General features: G+C 64.6%; 18 protein-coding genes. 13 read left to right on the top strand and 5 right to left on the bottom strand.

Going from position 1 to position 15,002, the window contains the following annotated elements:
- The 3 genes from VNH11_15190 to VNH11_15180 form a co-directional block, all read left to right on the top strand.
- The coding region (locus VNH11_15190) for an SUMF1/EgtB/PvdO family nonheme iron enzyme (GenBank protein HVA47713.1) at nucleotides 1-417 on the top strand (417 nt) is incomplete at its 5' end.
- A gap of 10 nt (nucleotides 418-427) precedes the next feature.
- A complete protein-coding gene (locus tag VNH11_15185) occupies nucleotides 428-658 on the top strand; it encodes a hypothetical protein (protein HVA47712.1) in 231 nt (76 codons plus the stop codon).
- Nucleotides 659-1,086: 428 nt separating this feature from the next.
- Nucleotides 1,087-2,016 carry a S26 family signal peptidase gene (locus VNH11_15180; protein ID HVA47711.1) on the top strand — a complete coding sequence of 310 codons (930 nt, stop codon included), beginning with the start codon at nucleotides 1,087-1,089 and terminating at the stop codon, nucleotides 2,014-2,016.
- 57 nt (nucleotides 2,017-2,073) lie between these two features.
- Here the strand turns inward: VNH11_15180 and rpsI are convergent, their stop codons facing one another.
- The 3 genes from rpsI to VNH11_15165 form a co-directional block, all read right to left on the bottom strand.
- Nucleotides 2,074-2,493 (bottom strand): 30S ribosomal protein S9, encoded by a 420-nt coding sequence (gene rpsI, locus VNH11_15175; GenBank protein HVA47710.1) that lies wholly within the window; start codon nucleotides 2,491-2,493, stop codon nucleotides 2,074-2,076.
- Nucleotides 2,494-2,550: 57 nt separating this feature from the next.
- On the bottom strand, nucleotides 2,551-2,985 hold the full coding sequence (gene rplM / locus VNH11_15170) for a 50S ribosomal protein L13 (protein HVA47709.1): 435 nt from the start codon (nucleotides 2,983-2,985) through the stop codon (nucleotides 2,551-2,553).
- A gap of 232 nt (nucleotides 2,986-3,217) precedes the next feature.
- Nucleotides 3,218-3,367: a hypothetical protein gene (locus VNH11_15165; GenBank protein HVA47708.1), complete on the bottom strand. Its 150-nt coding sequence runs from the start codon at nucleotides 3,365-3,367 to the stop codon at nucleotides 3,218-3,220.
- Between the two features lie 58 nt (nucleotides 3,368-3,425).
- Between VNH11_15165 and VNH11_15160 the strand changes: the two genes are divergently transcribed.
- From VNH11_15160 to VNH11_15115, 10 genes are all read left to right on the top strand, one after another.
- Complete coding sequence (locus VNH11_15160) at nucleotides 3,426-4,571, top strand: CinA family protein (protein ID HVA47707.1); 1,146 nt, start codon at nucleotides 3,426-3,428, stop codon at nucleotides 4,569-4,571.
- Nucleotides 4,572-4,799: 228 nt separating this feature from the next.
- Nucleotides 4,800-5,621: a regulatory iron-sulfur-containing complex subunit RicT gene (gene ricT / locus VNH11_15155; protein ID HVA47706.1), complete on the top strand. Its 822-nt coding sequence runs from the start codon at nucleotides 4,800-4,802 to the stop codon at nucleotides 5,619-5,621.
- Nucleotides 5,622-5,644: 23 nt separating this feature from the next.
- Nucleotides 5,645-6,103 (top strand): Minf_1886 family protein, encoded by a 459-nt coding sequence (locus VNH11_15150; GenBank protein HVA47705.1) that lies wholly within the window; start codon nucleotides 5,645-5,647, stop codon nucleotides 6,101-6,103.
- 5 nt (nucleotides 6,104-6,108) lie between these two features.
- A complete protein-coding gene (locus VNH11_15145) occupies nucleotides 6,109-6,300 on the top strand; it encodes a hypothetical protein (GenBank protein HVA47704.1) in 192 nt (63 codons plus the stop codon).
- Nucleotides 6,301-6,462: 162 nt separating this feature from the next.
- A complete protein-coding gene (locus VNH11_15140) occupies nucleotides 6,463-7,584 on the top strand; it encodes an FtsX-like permease family protein (protein ID HVA47703.1) in 1,122 nt (373 codons plus the stop codon).
- 7 nt (nucleotides 7,585-7,591) lie between these two features.
- Nucleotides 7,592-8,356: an ABC transporter ATP-binding protein gene (locus tag VNH11_15135; GenBank protein HVA47702.1), complete on the top strand. Its 765-nt coding sequence runs from the start codon at nucleotides 7,592-7,594 to the stop codon at nucleotides 8,354-8,356.
- Nucleotides 8,344-9,267 (top strand): biotin/lipoyl-binding protein, encoded by a 924-nt coding sequence (locus tag VNH11_15130; GenBank protein ID HVA47701.1) that lies wholly within the window; start codon nucleotides 8,344-8,346, stop codon nucleotides 9,265-9,267. Before VNH11_15135 ends, VNH11_15130 begins: the two co-directional genes overlap by 13 nt.
- A gap of 351 nt (nucleotides 9,268-9,618) precedes the next feature.
- Complete coding sequence (locus tag VNH11_15125) at nucleotides 9,619-10,917, top strand: homoserine dehydrogenase (protein ID HVA47700.1); 1,299 nt, start codon at nucleotides 9,619-9,621, stop codon at nucleotides 10,915-10,917.
- 195 nt (nucleotides 10,918-11,112) lie between these two features.
- Nucleotides 11,113-11,469: a hypothetical protein gene (locus VNH11_15120; GenBank protein HVA47699.1), complete on the top strand. Its 357-nt coding sequence runs from the start codon at nucleotides 11,113-11,115 to the stop codon at nucleotides 11,467-11,469.
- A 12-nt stretch (nucleotides 11,470-11,481) separates the two neighbouring features.
- On the top strand, nucleotides 11,482-12,699 hold the full coding sequence (locus tag VNH11_15115) for a cofactor-independent phosphoglycerate mutase (GenBank protein ID HVA47698.1): 1,218 nt from the start codon (nucleotides 11,482-11,484) through the stop codon (nucleotides 12,697-12,699).
- 61 nt (nucleotides 12,700-12,760) lie between these two features.
- Here VNH11_15115 and ruvC read toward each other — a convergent pair whose 3' ends face one another.
- Nucleotides 12,761-13,318: a crossover junction endodeoxyribonuclease RuvC gene (gene ruvC, locus VNH11_15110; GenBank protein ID HVA47697.1), complete on the bottom strand. Its 558-nt coding sequence runs from the start codon at nucleotides 13,316-13,318 to the stop codon at nucleotides 12,761-12,763.
- Between the two features lie 105 nt (nucleotides 13,319-13,423).
- Nucleotides 13,424-15,001, bottom strand: a complete 1,578-nt coding sequence (gene cysS, locus VNH11_15105; GenBank protein ID HVA47696.1) for a cysteine--tRNA ligase — start codon at nucleotides 14,999-15,001, stop codon at nucleotides 13,424-13,426.
- Between the last annotated feature and the right edge of the window lies 1 nt (nucleotide 15,002).

Raw genomic sequence — 15,002 nt, 5'->3', positions numbered from 1 at the left:
CATCGGCGCTACCGATTGCCGACCGAGGCCGAGTGGGAATACGCCTGCCGGGCCGGCAAGAGCGAGGCGTATCGCTGGAGCGCGCGGCGCACGCCGGACGACAAGTCGGGCGAAGCGGCGGGCATCGAGCCGGCGCTCGCCATGAGCAAGGTCGGGAGCTATCCGGCCAATGCGTTTGGGCTCCACGACATGCGGGGCAACGTATGGGAGTGGTGCGGCGACTGGTTCGATCGCACGTATTACGGCCGTTCGCCGCTCGCCGATCCGCAGGGACCCGCCGAGGGCTACCTCAAGGTCGTGCGCGGCGGCGACTGGATTTTCGTGGGCGAGCTTTGCCGCATCAACTACCCCATCATGTCTCCCTGGCGAAACAGCCCGTTCGTCGGTTTCCGCGTCGTGTGCGAGGTCGGAGAATAGATTCCGTGCCATGACTGAAGACAGGCCCGAGCGAGAACCTGAACTGACGCCGCGGGAAGTCCGGCAGTGGGCGGAATTTTGCTGCTGGACGACGCTGGCGTTGGCCCCGTTTCTCTACTGGGTCAACGGTCCCGCCGTTTCCACCGACCAGTTCGTCGTCAGAACCGCGCTGGTCGCGCTGGCGGCCGCGGGCGCCATCGCGCTTCGGCTTTTCGCCTGGCGCGCGCGAGGCCGCAGGTAGTACACTGTCAGTCGCCGATTGAGGGCTGGCAGGCGGTGGCTGGGTTGAGGGGGTCAATACCGCGGCACGCCGGCGTCGATCTCGGCCGACCAGGCGTCGATGCCGCCCGGTTCCGCGGGCGACCAACGGACTCGCCACCGGCGAATCTGCGGAATCCCGGCGCGCCGGGAGAGGCCGTTCCCTACAGAAGCGGCGGCCCGGGCCCTCACTTTCGGCCGGGCGACGTATATACTTCACGCGGCCGAGAATGAGACATTGGCGGTGGCTGGGTGACGCTCCGGGGCATCGCTTGGCCGCCACGCTCTAAAGGGCGCCAGCCGCTATCTGGCCAAGCTCTGCCCCAGCCACCGCTTTTCCGCGCGGCAAAACGTCTCATTCTCGGCCGGGCGACGTATAGAATTAGGGAAGGGCCTGCCGGCAGCAACACCATGCCACAACAGACACTCACCAGCGAAGAGCGAGCCAGTGTGCCGCCCGTCGAGGCCGCCGCGGTCGAAGAGAAGGCGGTCCGCAGGCGTGCCCGTCGCCGTGCCGGCCTTTGCCCCGGCGCCGGATGGGCCCTGCTCGGTTACCCGCGGCGCGGCATGCTCGTTTTGGCCGGCGTGTCGGCGATGCTGACGGCGCTGGCTTGGCTGGTGGCCACTTTAAGCCCGGCCGGCGTGTGGGCCGCCGGCGTCGCCACGCTGGTCGCACTGACCCTCTGGATCGCTGAGATTCTCGATGTTTCCTGGTGCAGGGTGCGGTCCTCGACGGAGAGCCTGCTGGTTCGCCGCTTCCGATTTGTGACCTTCGTCGTCTGGGCAGCCGGGCTGATCGTGGTGCTTTTGATTCCCCTCTACTTCGGCTCGATGGCCATCCAGTTCGACCGCATGGCGCCGGCCGTCGAACCGGGCGAGCGACTGATCTATCATCGACGCGTCGCCGAAAGCGATCTCAAGCCGGGCACCGTCGTGCTGTTTCAACTGCCGCCGTGGTCGAAAGCGGGAGCGCCGGGCAGCTTGGAGGTGGCCCGCATTCTGGCCGTGCCGGGCGACAAATTGGCGGTCCGCGTGCGCGACGCCTCGCCGCAGCCGAAGCAGCCGGGCCGAACAAAGCGGTCCAAGCCAAAACGGTCCGCTCGCGTCGGCCACTACCTGGTGAACCGCGAAGCCAGCACGTATCAGGGCGCCGCCGACGCGGATGCCCCTTTATCGGTGCCGGCGTATCCAGACGAGCGCAAGGTGCCCGACGGTTGCTATTTCGTGGTAGAAGACTCGGAGGATACCGGGACCGACAGCCAACAGCTCGAATGGGTGCGCCGCGCCGATTTGGTCAGCACGCGGCTGTTTCACGTCGCCGGTTTGCGCCCGGTGAACTGACGCGGGTGCCCTTTCCTGACCCACGACAGAGCAATCGTCCTTGCGGAGAAGAAGCTCTTACCGCTTCGAGAACTGCGTGCCGCGACGGGCACCGCGGAGACCGTACTTCTTGCGTTCCTTCATGCGGCTGTCGCGCGTGAGCAGGCTGTTGGCCCGCAGAATCGGCTCCAACGTCGGGTCGTAGATTTTCAACGCCCGCGCGATGCCCATTTTGCAAGCGCCGGCCTGCCCGGTGGGACCGCCGCCCTTCACGGCAATGACCACGTCCACCACCTGCCGCCGCTCGGTCTTGACGAGCCCCACCACTACGTCCAGTCGCTCGTGCTCGTTGACGAAATAATCTTCCAGCGGCCGGCCGTTGATGGTGATGTTGCCGCCGCCCGGACGAATGCGCACGCGGGCGACCGCTGTCTTGCGGCGGCCGGTGCCCAAGGCGTCGGACGAAGAAATCTTGACGGGGGTTTCGACAGTGGACATGATCGGTTCGCTAATCGTTGGGCTTCGACGGTTTTACGACGGATTGCGGAGGGCGGCCTACTTGACGCCCAGTTCCTTGGCTTCGGGCATTTGTGCCTGGTGCGGGTGTTCGGCGCCGGAGTAGACCTTCAGCTTAGTGAGCATCGCCACGGCCAGCTTGTTCTTGGGGAGCATGCGCCGCACGGCCTCGGTGATGATCTTTTCGGGCTTGTACTCGCGGCGTTCGGCGGCGGTTTCCGACCGCAGGCGGGTGTAGCCGGTGTACCAGGTGTAGCGCTTCTGGGCCCACTTTTTGCCGGTGAACGCGACCTTTTCGGCATTGATGACGATCACGTGGTCGCCGGTATCGACGTGGGGCGTGTAGGTGGGCCGATGTTTGCCCATGAGGATCATGGCGATGTCGGCGGCCAGCCGTCCGACGACCTTATCGGAGGCATCGACCAGCCACCACTTTTGCTCGATTTCGCCCGGTTTGGCCATGTAGGTCTTCATGTTACGCTCGCACTGCAAGTTTGCCCGGAATTTTGGGAAACAGTCAGTCTAGCGGCATTCTGCCGCGCGTTCAAGGCGTCCGGCGGGACGGCGCTGTTTTGGTGTTTTGCCTCGCCGGCTTGCCTGCGGCGTGGTCGCACGGCAGAATTGATCGTGTGTACGATAGCGAGGTGACGGCTTGTTAAGTCGCGAGACGCTGGAGCGTTATCGTCGGATGACCACGGCGGAGCGTTTAAAGTTGGCCATGAAAATGACCGACGAGGCGACGCCTTATTTGCTGCGCGGCACGCCCGAGCAGGTCGGTCGGCGATTCGAGTTGCTGCGCCGCCAGAACGACGATTTCATCACCGAAGACCGCCCCTTGCGTCTTGGTAAAACACATGCTGTGATTCATCGGCTGGACCGAAGACCCAAGACCCAAGACCTAAAACCGCACAGCTATGTCGGCATCATGGAACAAAGGGTTCATCGAAGCCCTTCACGCCTCCCCCGGCCGCCTGGTATTGGTGGTCACGGGCGGCGGCAGCCAGGCGATTTCCGCACTGCTCGAAGTGCCGGGTGCTTCGCGAACGGTGTTGGAAGCGGCCGTTCCCTATGCGGACGAGGCGCTGGTGCGTTGGCTGGGAGCGACGCCCGAACAGTTTTGCAGCGAGGAGACGGCGCGGCTGATGGCGATGTCGGCCTATCGGCGTGCGCTCGACGATGCCGGCGCCGAAGCGGGATCCGCCTTGGCGGGCATCGCCTGCACCGCCAGCCTGGCCAGCGACCAACCCAAGCACGGTCCGCACCGTATTCACCTGGCGCTTCAGACGAGCGCCCTGACCCTCTCGCATTCGCTCACACTGGCCAAAGGCCGGCGCAGCCGTTTCGAGGAAGAAACGGTTGCTGCCGCGTTGGCCTTGAACCTGGTGGCCGAGTTCAAAGGGCGAGAGCCGCGGCTTGAGGCCGGGCTGCTTGCCGAAGAGTCCCTCCTGGTCCAGCGGTGCGACGCTCCGCCCGAGTGGCAGCAGCTGTTGAGTGGCGAGCGGCAACGCGTGCCCGCCAACCGTGGGGCGAGGCCGCGGTCGCCGGGCCGCCGGCTGATCTTTTCCGGAGCGTATCATCCGCGGCATGACGGCCATCGCGAAATGGCGCGCTTGGCCGCCGCGCGCGTCGGACTGCCGGTCGAGCACGAACTGTCGATCGTCAACGTCGACAAACCACCGATTGACTTCATCGAGATGCAAAAACGCGCCGCTCAGTTCGGCGACGACGAGCCGCTCTGGTTGACTCGCGCAGCGACGTTTGTGGAAAAGGCCGTCTTGTTTCCCGCGGCGACGTTCGTCGTGGGCGTCGATACTCTCGCGCGCATCGCCCAGGCGAAGTATTACGGCGGCACGTCCGTGCGCGACGCCGTGCTGGCCGCCTTTGCGGCGTCGGGCGTCCGCTTCCTGGTGTTCGGGCGGCACTACGACGGCTCGTTCCGCTCTCTGGCGGCCCTCGAGTTGCCGCCCGTGCTCGCGCAGCTTTGCGACGAAGTGCCGGCCGCGGAGTATTGCATGGATGTGTCGTCCACCGGCTTGCGGCGGGATCCGAGTCTAAAATGACTTCCGAAACTGCCCATCGACAATTCGCACAGGTGACAGCATGGGTCGCGTCCGTCAGCACATCAAGGTCAACGGCCAGAAGTTCTGGACCCTCTTTGATAGGCAGTCGCTTGCACGCGCCTTCCCTCCGTGCGGAGGGCCAGGTATACTGGCGTTCTCCGCAGTTGTTCCCGCCCAACCAGCTTGGCTACGATTGGCCAGGCGCGTCGCCTAGCTCTGAATTCGCCGATGCCCAAATACGTTGTCCGTTGCGGCGTGATGCGAATGCTGGGCGTGTTTTCGACCAGCCGCGGCGAGATCGTGTCGCGCGGAACGCAAGTCGTCGTGCGCACCGACCGCGGCCTGGAGGTGGGCGAGGTGCTGTGCGAAGCGTCCGAGCAGGCCGTGGCCCAGATCAAAGATCCGGGCAAAGGGCAGGTGCTCCGCGCCATGACCCCCGAAGACAAGCACGAGCTGGAGCGAATGCACGAGCAGGAACGGGCCGAAGCCGCGGCCTGCGAGCGGCTGATCGCCGAGATGCAGTTGCCGATGCAGCTTGTCGACGTCGAGCACATCTTCGGCGGCGAGCGGATCGTGATCTACTACCTGTCGGAGAACCGCGTCGATTTTCGCGAGCTGGTCAAGCGGCTGGCCGCCGAGTTTCAGACCCGCGTCGAAATGCGGCAGATCGGCGTGCGCGACGAGGCCAAGCTGCTGGCGGATTACGGCGATTGCGGCAAGCCGGTGTGCTGCAACACCCATCTCTCGGAAATGCCGCCGGTGTCGATGAAAATGGCCAAGCTGCAAAAGGCCACGCTCGACCCGACCAAGATTTCGGGGCGTTGCGGACGGCTGAAGTGTTGCTTACGCTACGAGTATGACACCTACGAGCAGCTTCAAAAGGAGTTGCCGCCGATCGGCTGCGACGTGCTCACCGCCGGCGGGCGGGCGAAGGTCTTGGCCCACGAGATTCTGGCCCGCCAGTTGCTCGTCGAGACCGAAGACCACCGCCGCGTGTTGATCGCAGCGGGCGACGTATTGACCGTGGTTGCACGAGGCGAAGCTCTTTGAAGGTCCAGTTCCATCTCGATCCCATGTCTGAAACGGCCCACAAAATCATCGAGCTGACGAAACGCGACCGGCGTTACCGGTTCGAAGCCTATGCCTTCGTGTTCGAATCGCTGGCCTACGCGCACAAGGTGCTCGGCCTGGGCACGCCCCAGCGCAGCGAGCAGGCCGGCCGCAAGAAGACGAAAGCCGCGAGCAGCCAGCAGGAATCGCCGGAGAACCATCTCACCGGCCAGCAACTCTGCGAGGCCATCCGGCGGTATGCACTGGAGCAATACGGCTACATGGCCAAGTGCGTGCTCAACAATTGGGGAGTCCACAGCACGGCCGATTTCGGCGAGATCGTGTTCAACCTGATCCGCATCGGCGAGATGAAAAAGACCAAAGACGATCGTCGCGAAGATTTCAACGATGTCTACGACTTCGATGCGGCCCTGCGGCGGGAGTTCCGCATCGAGCACAGCTCGCGCGAGCGACAAGCGTAGCCGCGATGCCCAAGCCGAACCGTGCCGAGCGGACCGCGTCCCAGCCCAAAACGCCGCTGCCCGCAGCCGAGTTCCTGGCGCCGCCGGGCGTCAGGCCCGATCCGCCGCGGCGGCGAGCCTGGTTTCTCGCCCTGTCGGCGGCCGGCGTGGCGCTGTGGCTGCTGTTCCTGCTCTGGATGGCCCTCGACGCGAACTGACGCCGAATGCTAATCGGACCCCGCTTCGCCGTAAAGCTCATTTCCAGACTGCCCTTTGCGTCGTGCTCGTGGGCGTGTACATTCCGCCGCCCCGTTCTCGCCCTGTGCCCGTTTCGTGCCTTACAGTCCAGCAGTCGTCTTTCCTCTCCATGACGGCATCGTGTGTTCTCCTTCGCCCTCAAAACGCTGATTTCCGAGCGCGGCAAGCTGTTGACCGGCCTGACGGGCGTCGTCTTTTCGCTGGTCCTGGTGACCGTGCAGGGTGGCTTGTATCTGGGGCTGATGCGCAAGGCGAGCGTGCTCATCGACCATTGCCAGGCCGACGTTTGGGTCGCCCATCCAATGGTCGAGACCGTCGACCTGGCGCGAGACATTCCGCAACTCTGGATCGACCGTCTGCGGGGCATTCCGGGGGTCGAATCGGTCAAGCCCTATCTCGTCGGCAAGGCGGCGGCGCTGGCCGGAGGCCACATGGAAGACGTGTGGCTCATCGGCTCCGATCCCAGCACCATGCTCGGCACCGCTTGGGGTTTTGTCGAAGGCTCGAAAGAGGATCTCAAGCGGCCCGACGGCCTCAGCTTCGACGAAGTCGATGCGCCCAAGCTCGGCAATCCACGGGTGGGAGATTGGCTGGAGATCAGCGGGCATCGCGCCCAGTTGGTCGCCCGCACGCGCGGTATCACTAATTTCGTCACCATGCCGTACCTCTTCACCACCTTCGAGACCGCCCGGCGAATGGCGCACATCGCGCCGGGGGCGTGTTCCTTCTTTCTGGTCAAACTATGGCCGCGGGCAGACCGGGAGCGCGTGCTGGCCGCCATCCGCCGCCGCGTTCCCAAGGCCGCCGTCTATACCCCCGGCGAGTTCGCCCGAGTCTCGCAAAACTATTGGATGAGGCGGACGGGCATCGGCATCAGCTTCGGCGCCTCGACCGCGCTGGGCTTGCTCGTGGGGTTGATGATGGTCGGCCAAAGCCTCTATGCGCTGGCCCTCGATCACCTTGACGAATACGCCACGCTCAAGGCGATCGGCGCGGAAGACCGCCACGTGTGCGGCGTCATCATGCTGCAATCGCTGGCGATCGCGGCCGCGGGGTCGTTGGGCGGCCTGGCCATCGTGGCCGCCATCCGCACGTTCTGGAATTCGCCGCTGGCGCCCGTCGAAATCCCGGCGACGCTGATGGGGTCGGCCGTGGCAATGGTCGTCGTTCTCTGTCTGGTCTCCTCGCTGTTGCCTTTTGCCCGCATCCGCCGCATCGACCCGGCCACCGTCTTGATCGGATAAAAAGCGAATGCACATGCCAGACGTGGTGATCCGGGCCGCCGGCCTGATGAAAAGCTATCAGACCGGCGAAGAACGCTGCCCGGTGCTGCGCGGCGTCGATTTCTCCGTGGCCCGCGGCGAATGCGTGTATCTCGTCGGCCCTTCCGGGAGTGGCAAAACCACGTTGCTGTCGATCCTGGGGTGCGTGCTGTCGGCCGATGCGGGCCTGCTCAACATTTTGGGTCTCGACGTGTTGCGGTTCTCGCCCCGCGAACAGGCCCGTTTTCGCCGCGAGAAGATCGGCTTTGTGTTTCAGCGGTTCCATCTGTTCGACGCGTTGACCGCGGCGGAAAACGTCTGCGTGCCGCTCGATCTGCTCGGCTGGCCGAAAGCCCGCTCGCGCGACAAGGCGCTCGAGCTGCTGTCGTTGGTCGGCTTGCGGGACAAGGCGTCTTGCCGCGTAACTCGGCTGAGCATGGGACAACGGCAGCGCGTGGCCTTTGCCAGGGCGCTGGCCGGCGGTCCGGAAGTGATTTTGGCCGACGAGCCGACCGCGTCGCTCGACGCCGACGCGGGCTTCAACGCCATGCGGATCCTCAAGAACCTGTGTCGTGACCTGAAAAAAACCGTGGTCGTGGTCACTCACGACTCGCGAATCTACTCGATGGCTGACCGCATTCTGCGGCTGGCGGACGGGCGGATTGTCGAAGAGCTTGCCCAAAGCGCGGTGCCCCGCCCGCACATTCCGCTTGCTGTCCAACCTCCGCGAGGAGCCGTCTCATGCGCTGGTTGATGCTGGTGTCGATCTCCGCGGCGGTGGCTGCTCTGGCCTTCCTTGCTTGGGGCGGATTGAGAGACGTGCCTTCGGAAGCGTCCGCGGCCGCCGAGACGGACGGACCGGACGAATCCGTCGCGGTCGGGCCGGCGCCGTGTCTGTTTGCCGACGGCGTTGTCGAGGCGGCGCATCGAGAGCTAGCGCTGAGGTTCGAGACGCCGGGACGGATCAAGGCCGTGTACGTTCGCGAAGGACAGAGTGTCAAGGCGGGTGATGTGTTGGCTGAGCTGGAGTCGGACATGACAGAGATCCAAGTTGCCGAGGCGCGCACGCGGCTGACGATCGCCTCGGCCGAGCGCGACCAGATGCTGGCCAACGCGGGGCAGCTTGCCCGTGCACGACCGCGGTCGCAACTCGCCGCGCCAGAGGCACCGCTTAGCCCGGAGGAGAAAGCCATCGCCGATGGCAAGGTGTCGCTGGCGGAAGCGGAGGTGCGCCGCGCGCTGCTGCTTGCCGACCGCGGGCGGCTCGTCGCGCCCACCGACGGACTCGTGCTGCGCGCCGTCGCGGAGCCGGGCGAATTCACCGGGCCGACCGACGATCGCGACTTGTTCGTCATCGTCAACGGCGCCGCGAGCCAGGTGCGAGCTTTCGTGGAAGAGCTGGATGGCCTGCTCGTTTCGCCCGGCCAGCGTGCCTTGGTCACGGCGGCCGCGAGTCCCGGCAAGCGCCATCGTGGAACGGTCCGCACCTGCTCGCCCTACTTTCGACTCAAATCGCAGCGTAATCTCAGGCCCGGCGAACGTGTCGACGTGCGGGTGCGCGAAGTCGTCGTCGATCTCGAAGCCGGGCATGATCTGCTCCTGGGATTGCCCGTGGAGGTTCTGCTCGAACCGCCAAGCTCGCGTGTCGCAAACCGTTCTCAATAGACGGTTTGCGTCGTTTGCTGCGCTGCGCTGGCATCGCTGGGACCTGCTTCTTGCCAGAATTCCGTGCTGGCGGCGCGCGCTTTTCGCCTGCCGCACCGTTTATCAAAAGGGCACTCCGATCCCAAAACCTAGTTGGCGTCGCACAACGCGTCCGAGTAAGGATTTGTCCCGGTACCTGCCGGCCGTTGTGCGACGCGCTAGGTCTGTTCTGGCCCGGCCGCCTTGACGCTCGATCGGCCGCCGACCTACGATTGTCTGGTCTGCGGAATGCCGGAAGAGCCGCTTCTTCTCGGCGCGGCCGATGGATTTCTGCCATAGGTCGCCGTTCCGCCCCACGATGTGTGTGAGGCTGTGGAAAAAACCAAGGTTGCGATTGTCGGTTTGGGAACGGTCGGCTCGGGCGTGGCCCGCCTGCTGGTCGACTACGGCGATCGCACAGCGCGCCATGCCGGCCGCAGAATCTGGCTGGAAAAGGTTGTCGTTCAAGACCTGAAGAAAGAACGCGACTATAAGTTGCCCGGCGGCGTTTTGTCGGACGATTTGACCACCATCACCGGCAACGCCGAGATCAGTGCCGTGGCGCACTTGGTGGGCGGACTGGAGCCGGCACGCTCCATCATGATCGCCTTGCTGGAGAGCGGCAAAGACGTCGTCACGGCCAACAAGGCGCTGCTGGCCGAGCATGGCCCGGAGCTGTTCGACCTGGCCCGCGAGTTGGGCCGCTCGATCGCCTTCGAAGCGGCCGTGGCAGGCGGCGTTCCGATCATCGCCAATATCAGCCAGTGTCTGTCGGCCAACCAACTCGAATCGCTGACCGCCATCCTCAACGGCACCAGCAACTACATTCTCACGCAAATGGAAGAGCGCGGCGCCGATTATCGCAGCGCACTGGCCGAAGCCCAGAAGCTGGGTTACGCCGAGGCCGATCCCACGATGGACGTCGACGGCACCGACACGGCCCAAAAGCTGGCCATCCTGGCTCACCTGGCTTTTGGCGCGCGGGTCCACTGGCGCGACATTCCGCGGCAGGGCATCGACGGCCTCGACATCGCCGACATCAAGAATGCTCAAGAGCTGGGCTATCGCATCAAGCTGCTGGCCGTGGCGGAACTGGCCGGCGATGGGCTGGAACTTCACGTTTCGCCGACGCTGGTGAGAGTCGGCACACCGCTGGCCGAAGTCCGCGGAGCGTTCAATGCCATCCGCGTGGTCGGCGACGCGGTCGGCCCCGTGTTCTTTCACGGCCTGGGAGCGGGCAGAATGCCCACCGCCTCGGCCGTGGTGGCCGACCTGATCGACACCGTCGTCGGCCGCACGGCGATCACCTTCCGCACGCTCGAACTTTGGTCGCAGCGAGAGGCCCGTGTCGCCCTGCGAGATCCGAAGAAAGTCACGGGCCGGTTCTATCTGCGGCTGCGCGTGGAAGACCGTCCGGGCGTGATGGCCGAGATCACCGGCGTGCTGGGCCGCCGCGGCATCTCGATCGCCTCGGTGATTCAGCGCGAGCCGGCCACCGAAGAGCAGGCCGTCGTTTCGCTGGTGATCATCACTCACGAGACCATCGAAAGTGCCACCGTGGCCGCGCTGGACGAGATCGACCGGCTGAAATGCGTGCGGCAGGGCTGCGTGAGGATGAGGATTCTCGATTGAAAAAGCCCATAGTCGTAGGGTGGGACAAGCGAGCTTGCGAGCGCCGGCCCACCATTTTCGGCTCACTATTAACACTACCGATAACACTACCGACGCCAACGGTCGCTAGCGACTGCGACCTTCCGTCGGCTAGAATCGGGAAATCACTTCCAGGCAACGCTCGTTGATGGCGAGCATAGCGAGGCATTTCCGCTGATGAAAATCGAGATCAATGACGAGTGGCGCAGAATTCTGCACAATTTCAAGTGCCAGCTCCTGTTTTATGATGATCAAGGCCGAAATCTCGGGCGTCTTCTACCGGAGCCAATCACACGTCTGAAGACCACGGTCCTCGTCGACGATGCGTGGCGCAAGCGAATGCACGGTTTTGAAGACGAATTGGAGTTTCGCGATGCGAGCGGTCGTCGTTTAGCCTGGTACTTGCCCCTGCGCGCACCCGTCATTTACGATCGGGAGCCGCCGCCATTAAGTGAAGATGAACTACATCGCCGCTTGGCGGAACCCACCTACACGACGGCCGAGGTGCTCGCGTATCTGGAAGCTTTGGACTAAGACTAGGGCCACATGAAATACGCCATCATCATTCCCGACGGCTGTGCCGACGAGCCGCAAGACGTGTTGGAAGGCCGCACGCCCATGCAGGCCGCCAAGCTGCCGAACATGAACGCCTTGGCCGCGGCCGGCGTCGTCGGGCGGGCCAACCATGTGCCTGCCTCGTTGCCGGCCGGAAGCGACGTGGCCAATCTCAGCCTGCTGGGCTACAACCCGCTGGAACACTTCACCGGACGCGCGCCGCTGGAGGCCGCCGCCCAGGGTATTCCCTTGGCCGAAAACGACTGGGCCATTCGTTGCAACCTGGTCACGGTCGAAGACCAGACGATGCGCGACTTCACGGCCGGGCACATCTCGACCGACGAAGCCCGGCAGTTGCTGGCCGCCGCCCAAGAAAACCTCGGCAGCGAGCGATTGCAGTTCATCGCCGGCGTCAGCTACCGCAACCTGCTGATCTATCGTCCCGGCCAGCACAAGGCGCCGTTCACTCACGACACGCGGGCCACGCCGCCGCACGACCTGACCGACAAATCGGTGCTCGACGACTATCCCCGCGGTCCTGGAAGCGACTTGCTGAACCAGCTCATGAGCGACAGCGTCGGGCTGTTCGCCGACCATCCGGTGAACGTCGCCCGTCGGCAAGCAGGCAAACTGTCGGCGACGAACGTCTGGCTGTGGGGTCAGGGCAAGGCCCCGGTTCTCACGCCGTTCGACCAGCTTTATGGCCGTCGCGGCGCGATGATTACGGCCGTCGATTTGCTGCGCGGCCTGGCGGCGCTCTTAGGTTGGCAGCGGATTGAGGTGCCGGGCGCGACCGGCTATCTCGATACCGATTACGCCGCCAAGGGCCGCTACGCCATCGACGCGTTGCCCACCACCGACGTGATCTGCGTCCACGTGGAAGCGACGGACGAAGCGTCGCACGAAGGAAACTGCGCCGCCAAGATCAAGGCCCTGGAAGAGATCGACCGCCACATCGTGGGGCCGCTGTGGGAGGCGCTGAAGAGCGAGCCGGATTACCGCATTCTCGTGACGCCCGACCATCCCACGCCCTTGCGGACCAAGACGCACAGCCACGGCTATGTTCCCTTCGTGATGGCCGGCAGCGGCATCTCGCCCGACGCCGCCCAAACCTATGACGAAGTGGCCGCCGGCAAGAGCGAGCTGGCCTTTGACGAGGGCTGGAAGCTGATGGGGCATTTTCTGGGCAATTCCGCGTCGTCGCGGTGATCCTCCGTCCTTCGGCCAGGCCAGGCCGCCTGCCCCAGCCAGCACAGAAGCGGTAGCGCTGTCATGCCGTCCGGCTCCGCCGGGCGAGCGCGGCCCACTCCGGCTGACGATAATAATGACACAGCGCGATGGCCAAGGCGTCGGCCACGTCCGATGGTTCGGGCAGGGCCTTCAGGTTCAACTCGCGCTGCACCGCCCGCTGCACCTGGTCTTTCTTCGCGCGACCATTGCCCGTCAGCGTTTTTTTTACCTCGGTGGCACTATAGCTGATCACCGGCACGCCGGCACGGGCGGCCGCCAGGCAAATCACGCCGCGAGCATGACCCATCAGAATCGCCGTGCGGGGACGATCGTAATGACTGTAGAGCTGCTCCAGCGCCATCGCGCAGGGCTTGAGCTGCTCGATCACATCGACAAGGCCCTCGAACAGCTCGGCCACGCGGGAGGTGAGCGAGCGGCGGTCGCGGCCGCGCACCACGCCCGCCTCGCACAGCCTGGGACCGCCCACGGCCACTTCCAGCACGCCGTAGCCGGTGGTGTTCAGTCCTGGATCGACGCCCAGCACGCGTGGCGCGCGGCCGGAGCCGGTTTTATCTGGGATTTTTTCTGGACGGATCATGCTTTACGAATAGGTAGGGTGGGACCAGCGAGCTTGCGAGCGCCGGCCCACCGTTGGCGACGTCGATCTCGGTGGGCCGGCGCTCGCAAGCTCGCTGGTCCCACCCTACTTTCTTGTCCACTCCGTCCCTGTCGGCCGGTCTTCGAGCGTGATTCCCAATTCGCCGAGTCCCTGACGAATGCGGTCGGCCATGGCGAAATTCTTGGCCTGGCGCGCCTCCGCCCGAATGTCGATGAACAGCGACATCAGCTTGCCGACCAAGTCGTCGCCGGCCGCGTCCGGCGCCGCGATCGGCTGCCGGAACAGGCCGAGCGTGGCGGTCAGCTCGCGCAGCACCTTTGTGGCGAGCTTCAGGCTGGCCAGCTTTTCAGCCCCCGGTTTGGCGCCGGTTTCCCAGCCCGTGTCGTCGGCGAATTTGTTCAGCGCGCGGACCAATTCGTACAAAATGCCGATCGCACCGCCGGTGTTGAAGTCGTCGTCCATCGCCTCCAAGAACTGCTGGCGATGGCCATGCACCTGTTGCTCCAGCGGCTCAGTCGTCGGCGAAAACTCGCCTTCGTTGCGGCGGCGCGGCGGCTGGATGGCGTAAAAGTTTTCGCCGGTGATCCGCTCGTAGCGCTTGAAATAGCGATAGAACGTATCGAGTCCTTTTTCGATTTCGTCGATGCGTTCTTCGCTGTAGTCGATCGGCCGGCGATAGTGCGTCGAGAGCAGGAAGAAGCGGATGGTCTCGCCCCTGTATCTCTTCAACAGGCCGCGGAACGGGCTGGCGCCCTTCGACTTGGCGATCTTGCCGGCTTCTTGCGCGGCGTGTTCTTGGGCGGCCGGGTCCTGGGCCAAGGGGTCACCGGCGGCGATCTCGCGCGTGGCGCGGCCGCCGACTTTGCCCACCTCGTGCGAGGCCTGCATCAGCCCGTTGTGCAGCCAGTATTTGGCCTGCGGCTTGCCGTGGCAGGACTCGCTCTGGGCGATCTCGTTCTCGTGGTGCGGAAAGATCAGGTCCAACCCGCCGCCGTGAATATCGAACGTTTCGCCGAGCAAACTCCGGCTCATGGCCGAGCACTCGATGTGCCAGCCGGGCCGGCCTTTGCCCCACGGGCTGTCCCATGCCGGCTCGTTGGGCTTGGCGTTTTTCCAGAGAGCGAAATCGGCCACCGACCGCTTGCGCTCGGCCGTTTCGCCCCCTTCGCCCTGCAAGGCGGTCACGTCGCGGCGGCTGAGCTTGCCGTACTGCGGATCGCGGCCGACTTCGAAATACACGTCGCCGTTCGACACGTAGGCGAAGCCACGCTCGATCAGCTCCTTCGTAAAGCGGATGATCTCTTGGATATTCTCCGTCGCCCGTGGAAAATGGTCGATGGTATCGATGCCCATCGCTTCCAGGTTGCGGTGATAGTCGGCCGTCATCTCTTCGGCCACCGCCGACATCGCGATGCCGCGGGCCTGTGCCTCGGCGATCAGCTTGTCGTCCACGTCGGTGATGTTGACCACCAGCGTCACCTGGTAGCCGCAATAGACCAAATACCGCTTGATGGCGTCGAAGATCACCGGGCCGACCATGTGGCCGATGTGGCTCGGTTTATAGACCGTGGGACCGCAGAGATAAATGCCCACGCGGCCGGGCACGACCGGCTCGAACGTTTCTTTGGTGCGGGTGAGCGTGCTGTAAACGCGAATCGACATA

Source organism: Pirellulales bacterium (assembly GCA_035533075.1).
In the GTDB taxonomy this organism is placed as follows: Bacteria; Planctomycetota; Planctomycetia; order Pirellulales; family JAICIG01; genus DASSFG01.
Note: the sequence above shows the minus strand (reverse complement) of the source record. Positions and strands in the feature narration are given on the sequence as shown.

Bases quoted from the DNA above. Each gene is read 5' to 3' on its own strand.
- VNH11_15150 (HVA47705.1), top strand. From the start codon at position 5,645: ATGTCTGAAACGGCCCACAAAATCATCGAGCTGACGAAACGCGACCGG.
- VNH11_15115 (HVA47698.1), top strand. From the start codon at position 11,482: ATGAAATACGCCATCATCATTCCCGACGGCTGTGCCGACGAGCCGCAA.
- VNH11_15180 (HVA47711.1), top strand. From the start codon at position 1,087: ATGCCACAACAGACACTCACCAGCGAAGAGCGAGCCAGTGTGCCGCCC.
- ricT (HVA47706.1), top strand. From the start codon at position 4,800: ATGCCCAAATACGTTGTCCGTTGCGGCGTGATGCGAATGCTGGGCGTG.
- VNH11_15145 (HVA47704.1), top strand. From the start codon at position 6,109: ATGCCCAAGCCGAACCGTGCCGAGCGGACCGCGTCCCAGCCCAAAACG.
- VNH11_15130 (HVA47701.1), top strand. From the start codon at position 8,344: ATGCGCTGGTTGATGCTGGTGTCGATCTCCGCGGCGGTGGCTGCTCTG.
- rplM (HVA47709.1), bottom strand. From the start codon at position 2,985: ATGAAGACCTACATGGCCAAACCGGGCGAAATCGAGCAAAAGTGGTGG.
- cysS (HVA47696.1), bottom strand. From the start codon at position 15,001: ATGTCGATTCGCGTTTACAGCACGCTCACCCGCACCAAAGAAACGTTC.
- ruvC (HVA47697.1), bottom strand. From the start codon at position 13,318: ATGATCCGTCCAGAAAAAATCCCAGATAAAACCGGCTCCGGCCGCGCG.
- VNH11_15120 (HVA47699.1), top strand. From the start codon at position 11,113: ATGAAAATCGAGATCAATGACGAGTGGCGCAGAATTCTGCACAATTTC.
- VNH11_15160 (HVA47707.1), top strand. From the start codon at position 3,426: ATGTCGGCATCATGGAACAAAGGGTTCATCGAAGCCCTTCACGCCTCC.
- VNH11_15135 (HVA47702.1), top strand. From the start codon at position 7,592: ATGCACATGCCAGACGTGGTGATCCGGGCCGCCGGCCTGATGAAAAGC.
- VNH11_15185 (HVA47712.1), top strand. From the start codon at position 428: ATGACTGAAGACAGGCCCGAGCGAGAACCTGAACTGACGCCGCGGGAA.
- rpsI (HVA47710.1), bottom strand. From the start codon at position 2,493: ATGTCCACTGTCGAAACCCCCGTCAAGATTTCTTCGTCCGACGCCTTG.
- VNH11_15165 (HVA47708.1), bottom strand. From the start codon at position 3,367: ATGTGTTTTACCAAGACGCAAGGGGCGGTCTTCGGTGATGAAATCGTC.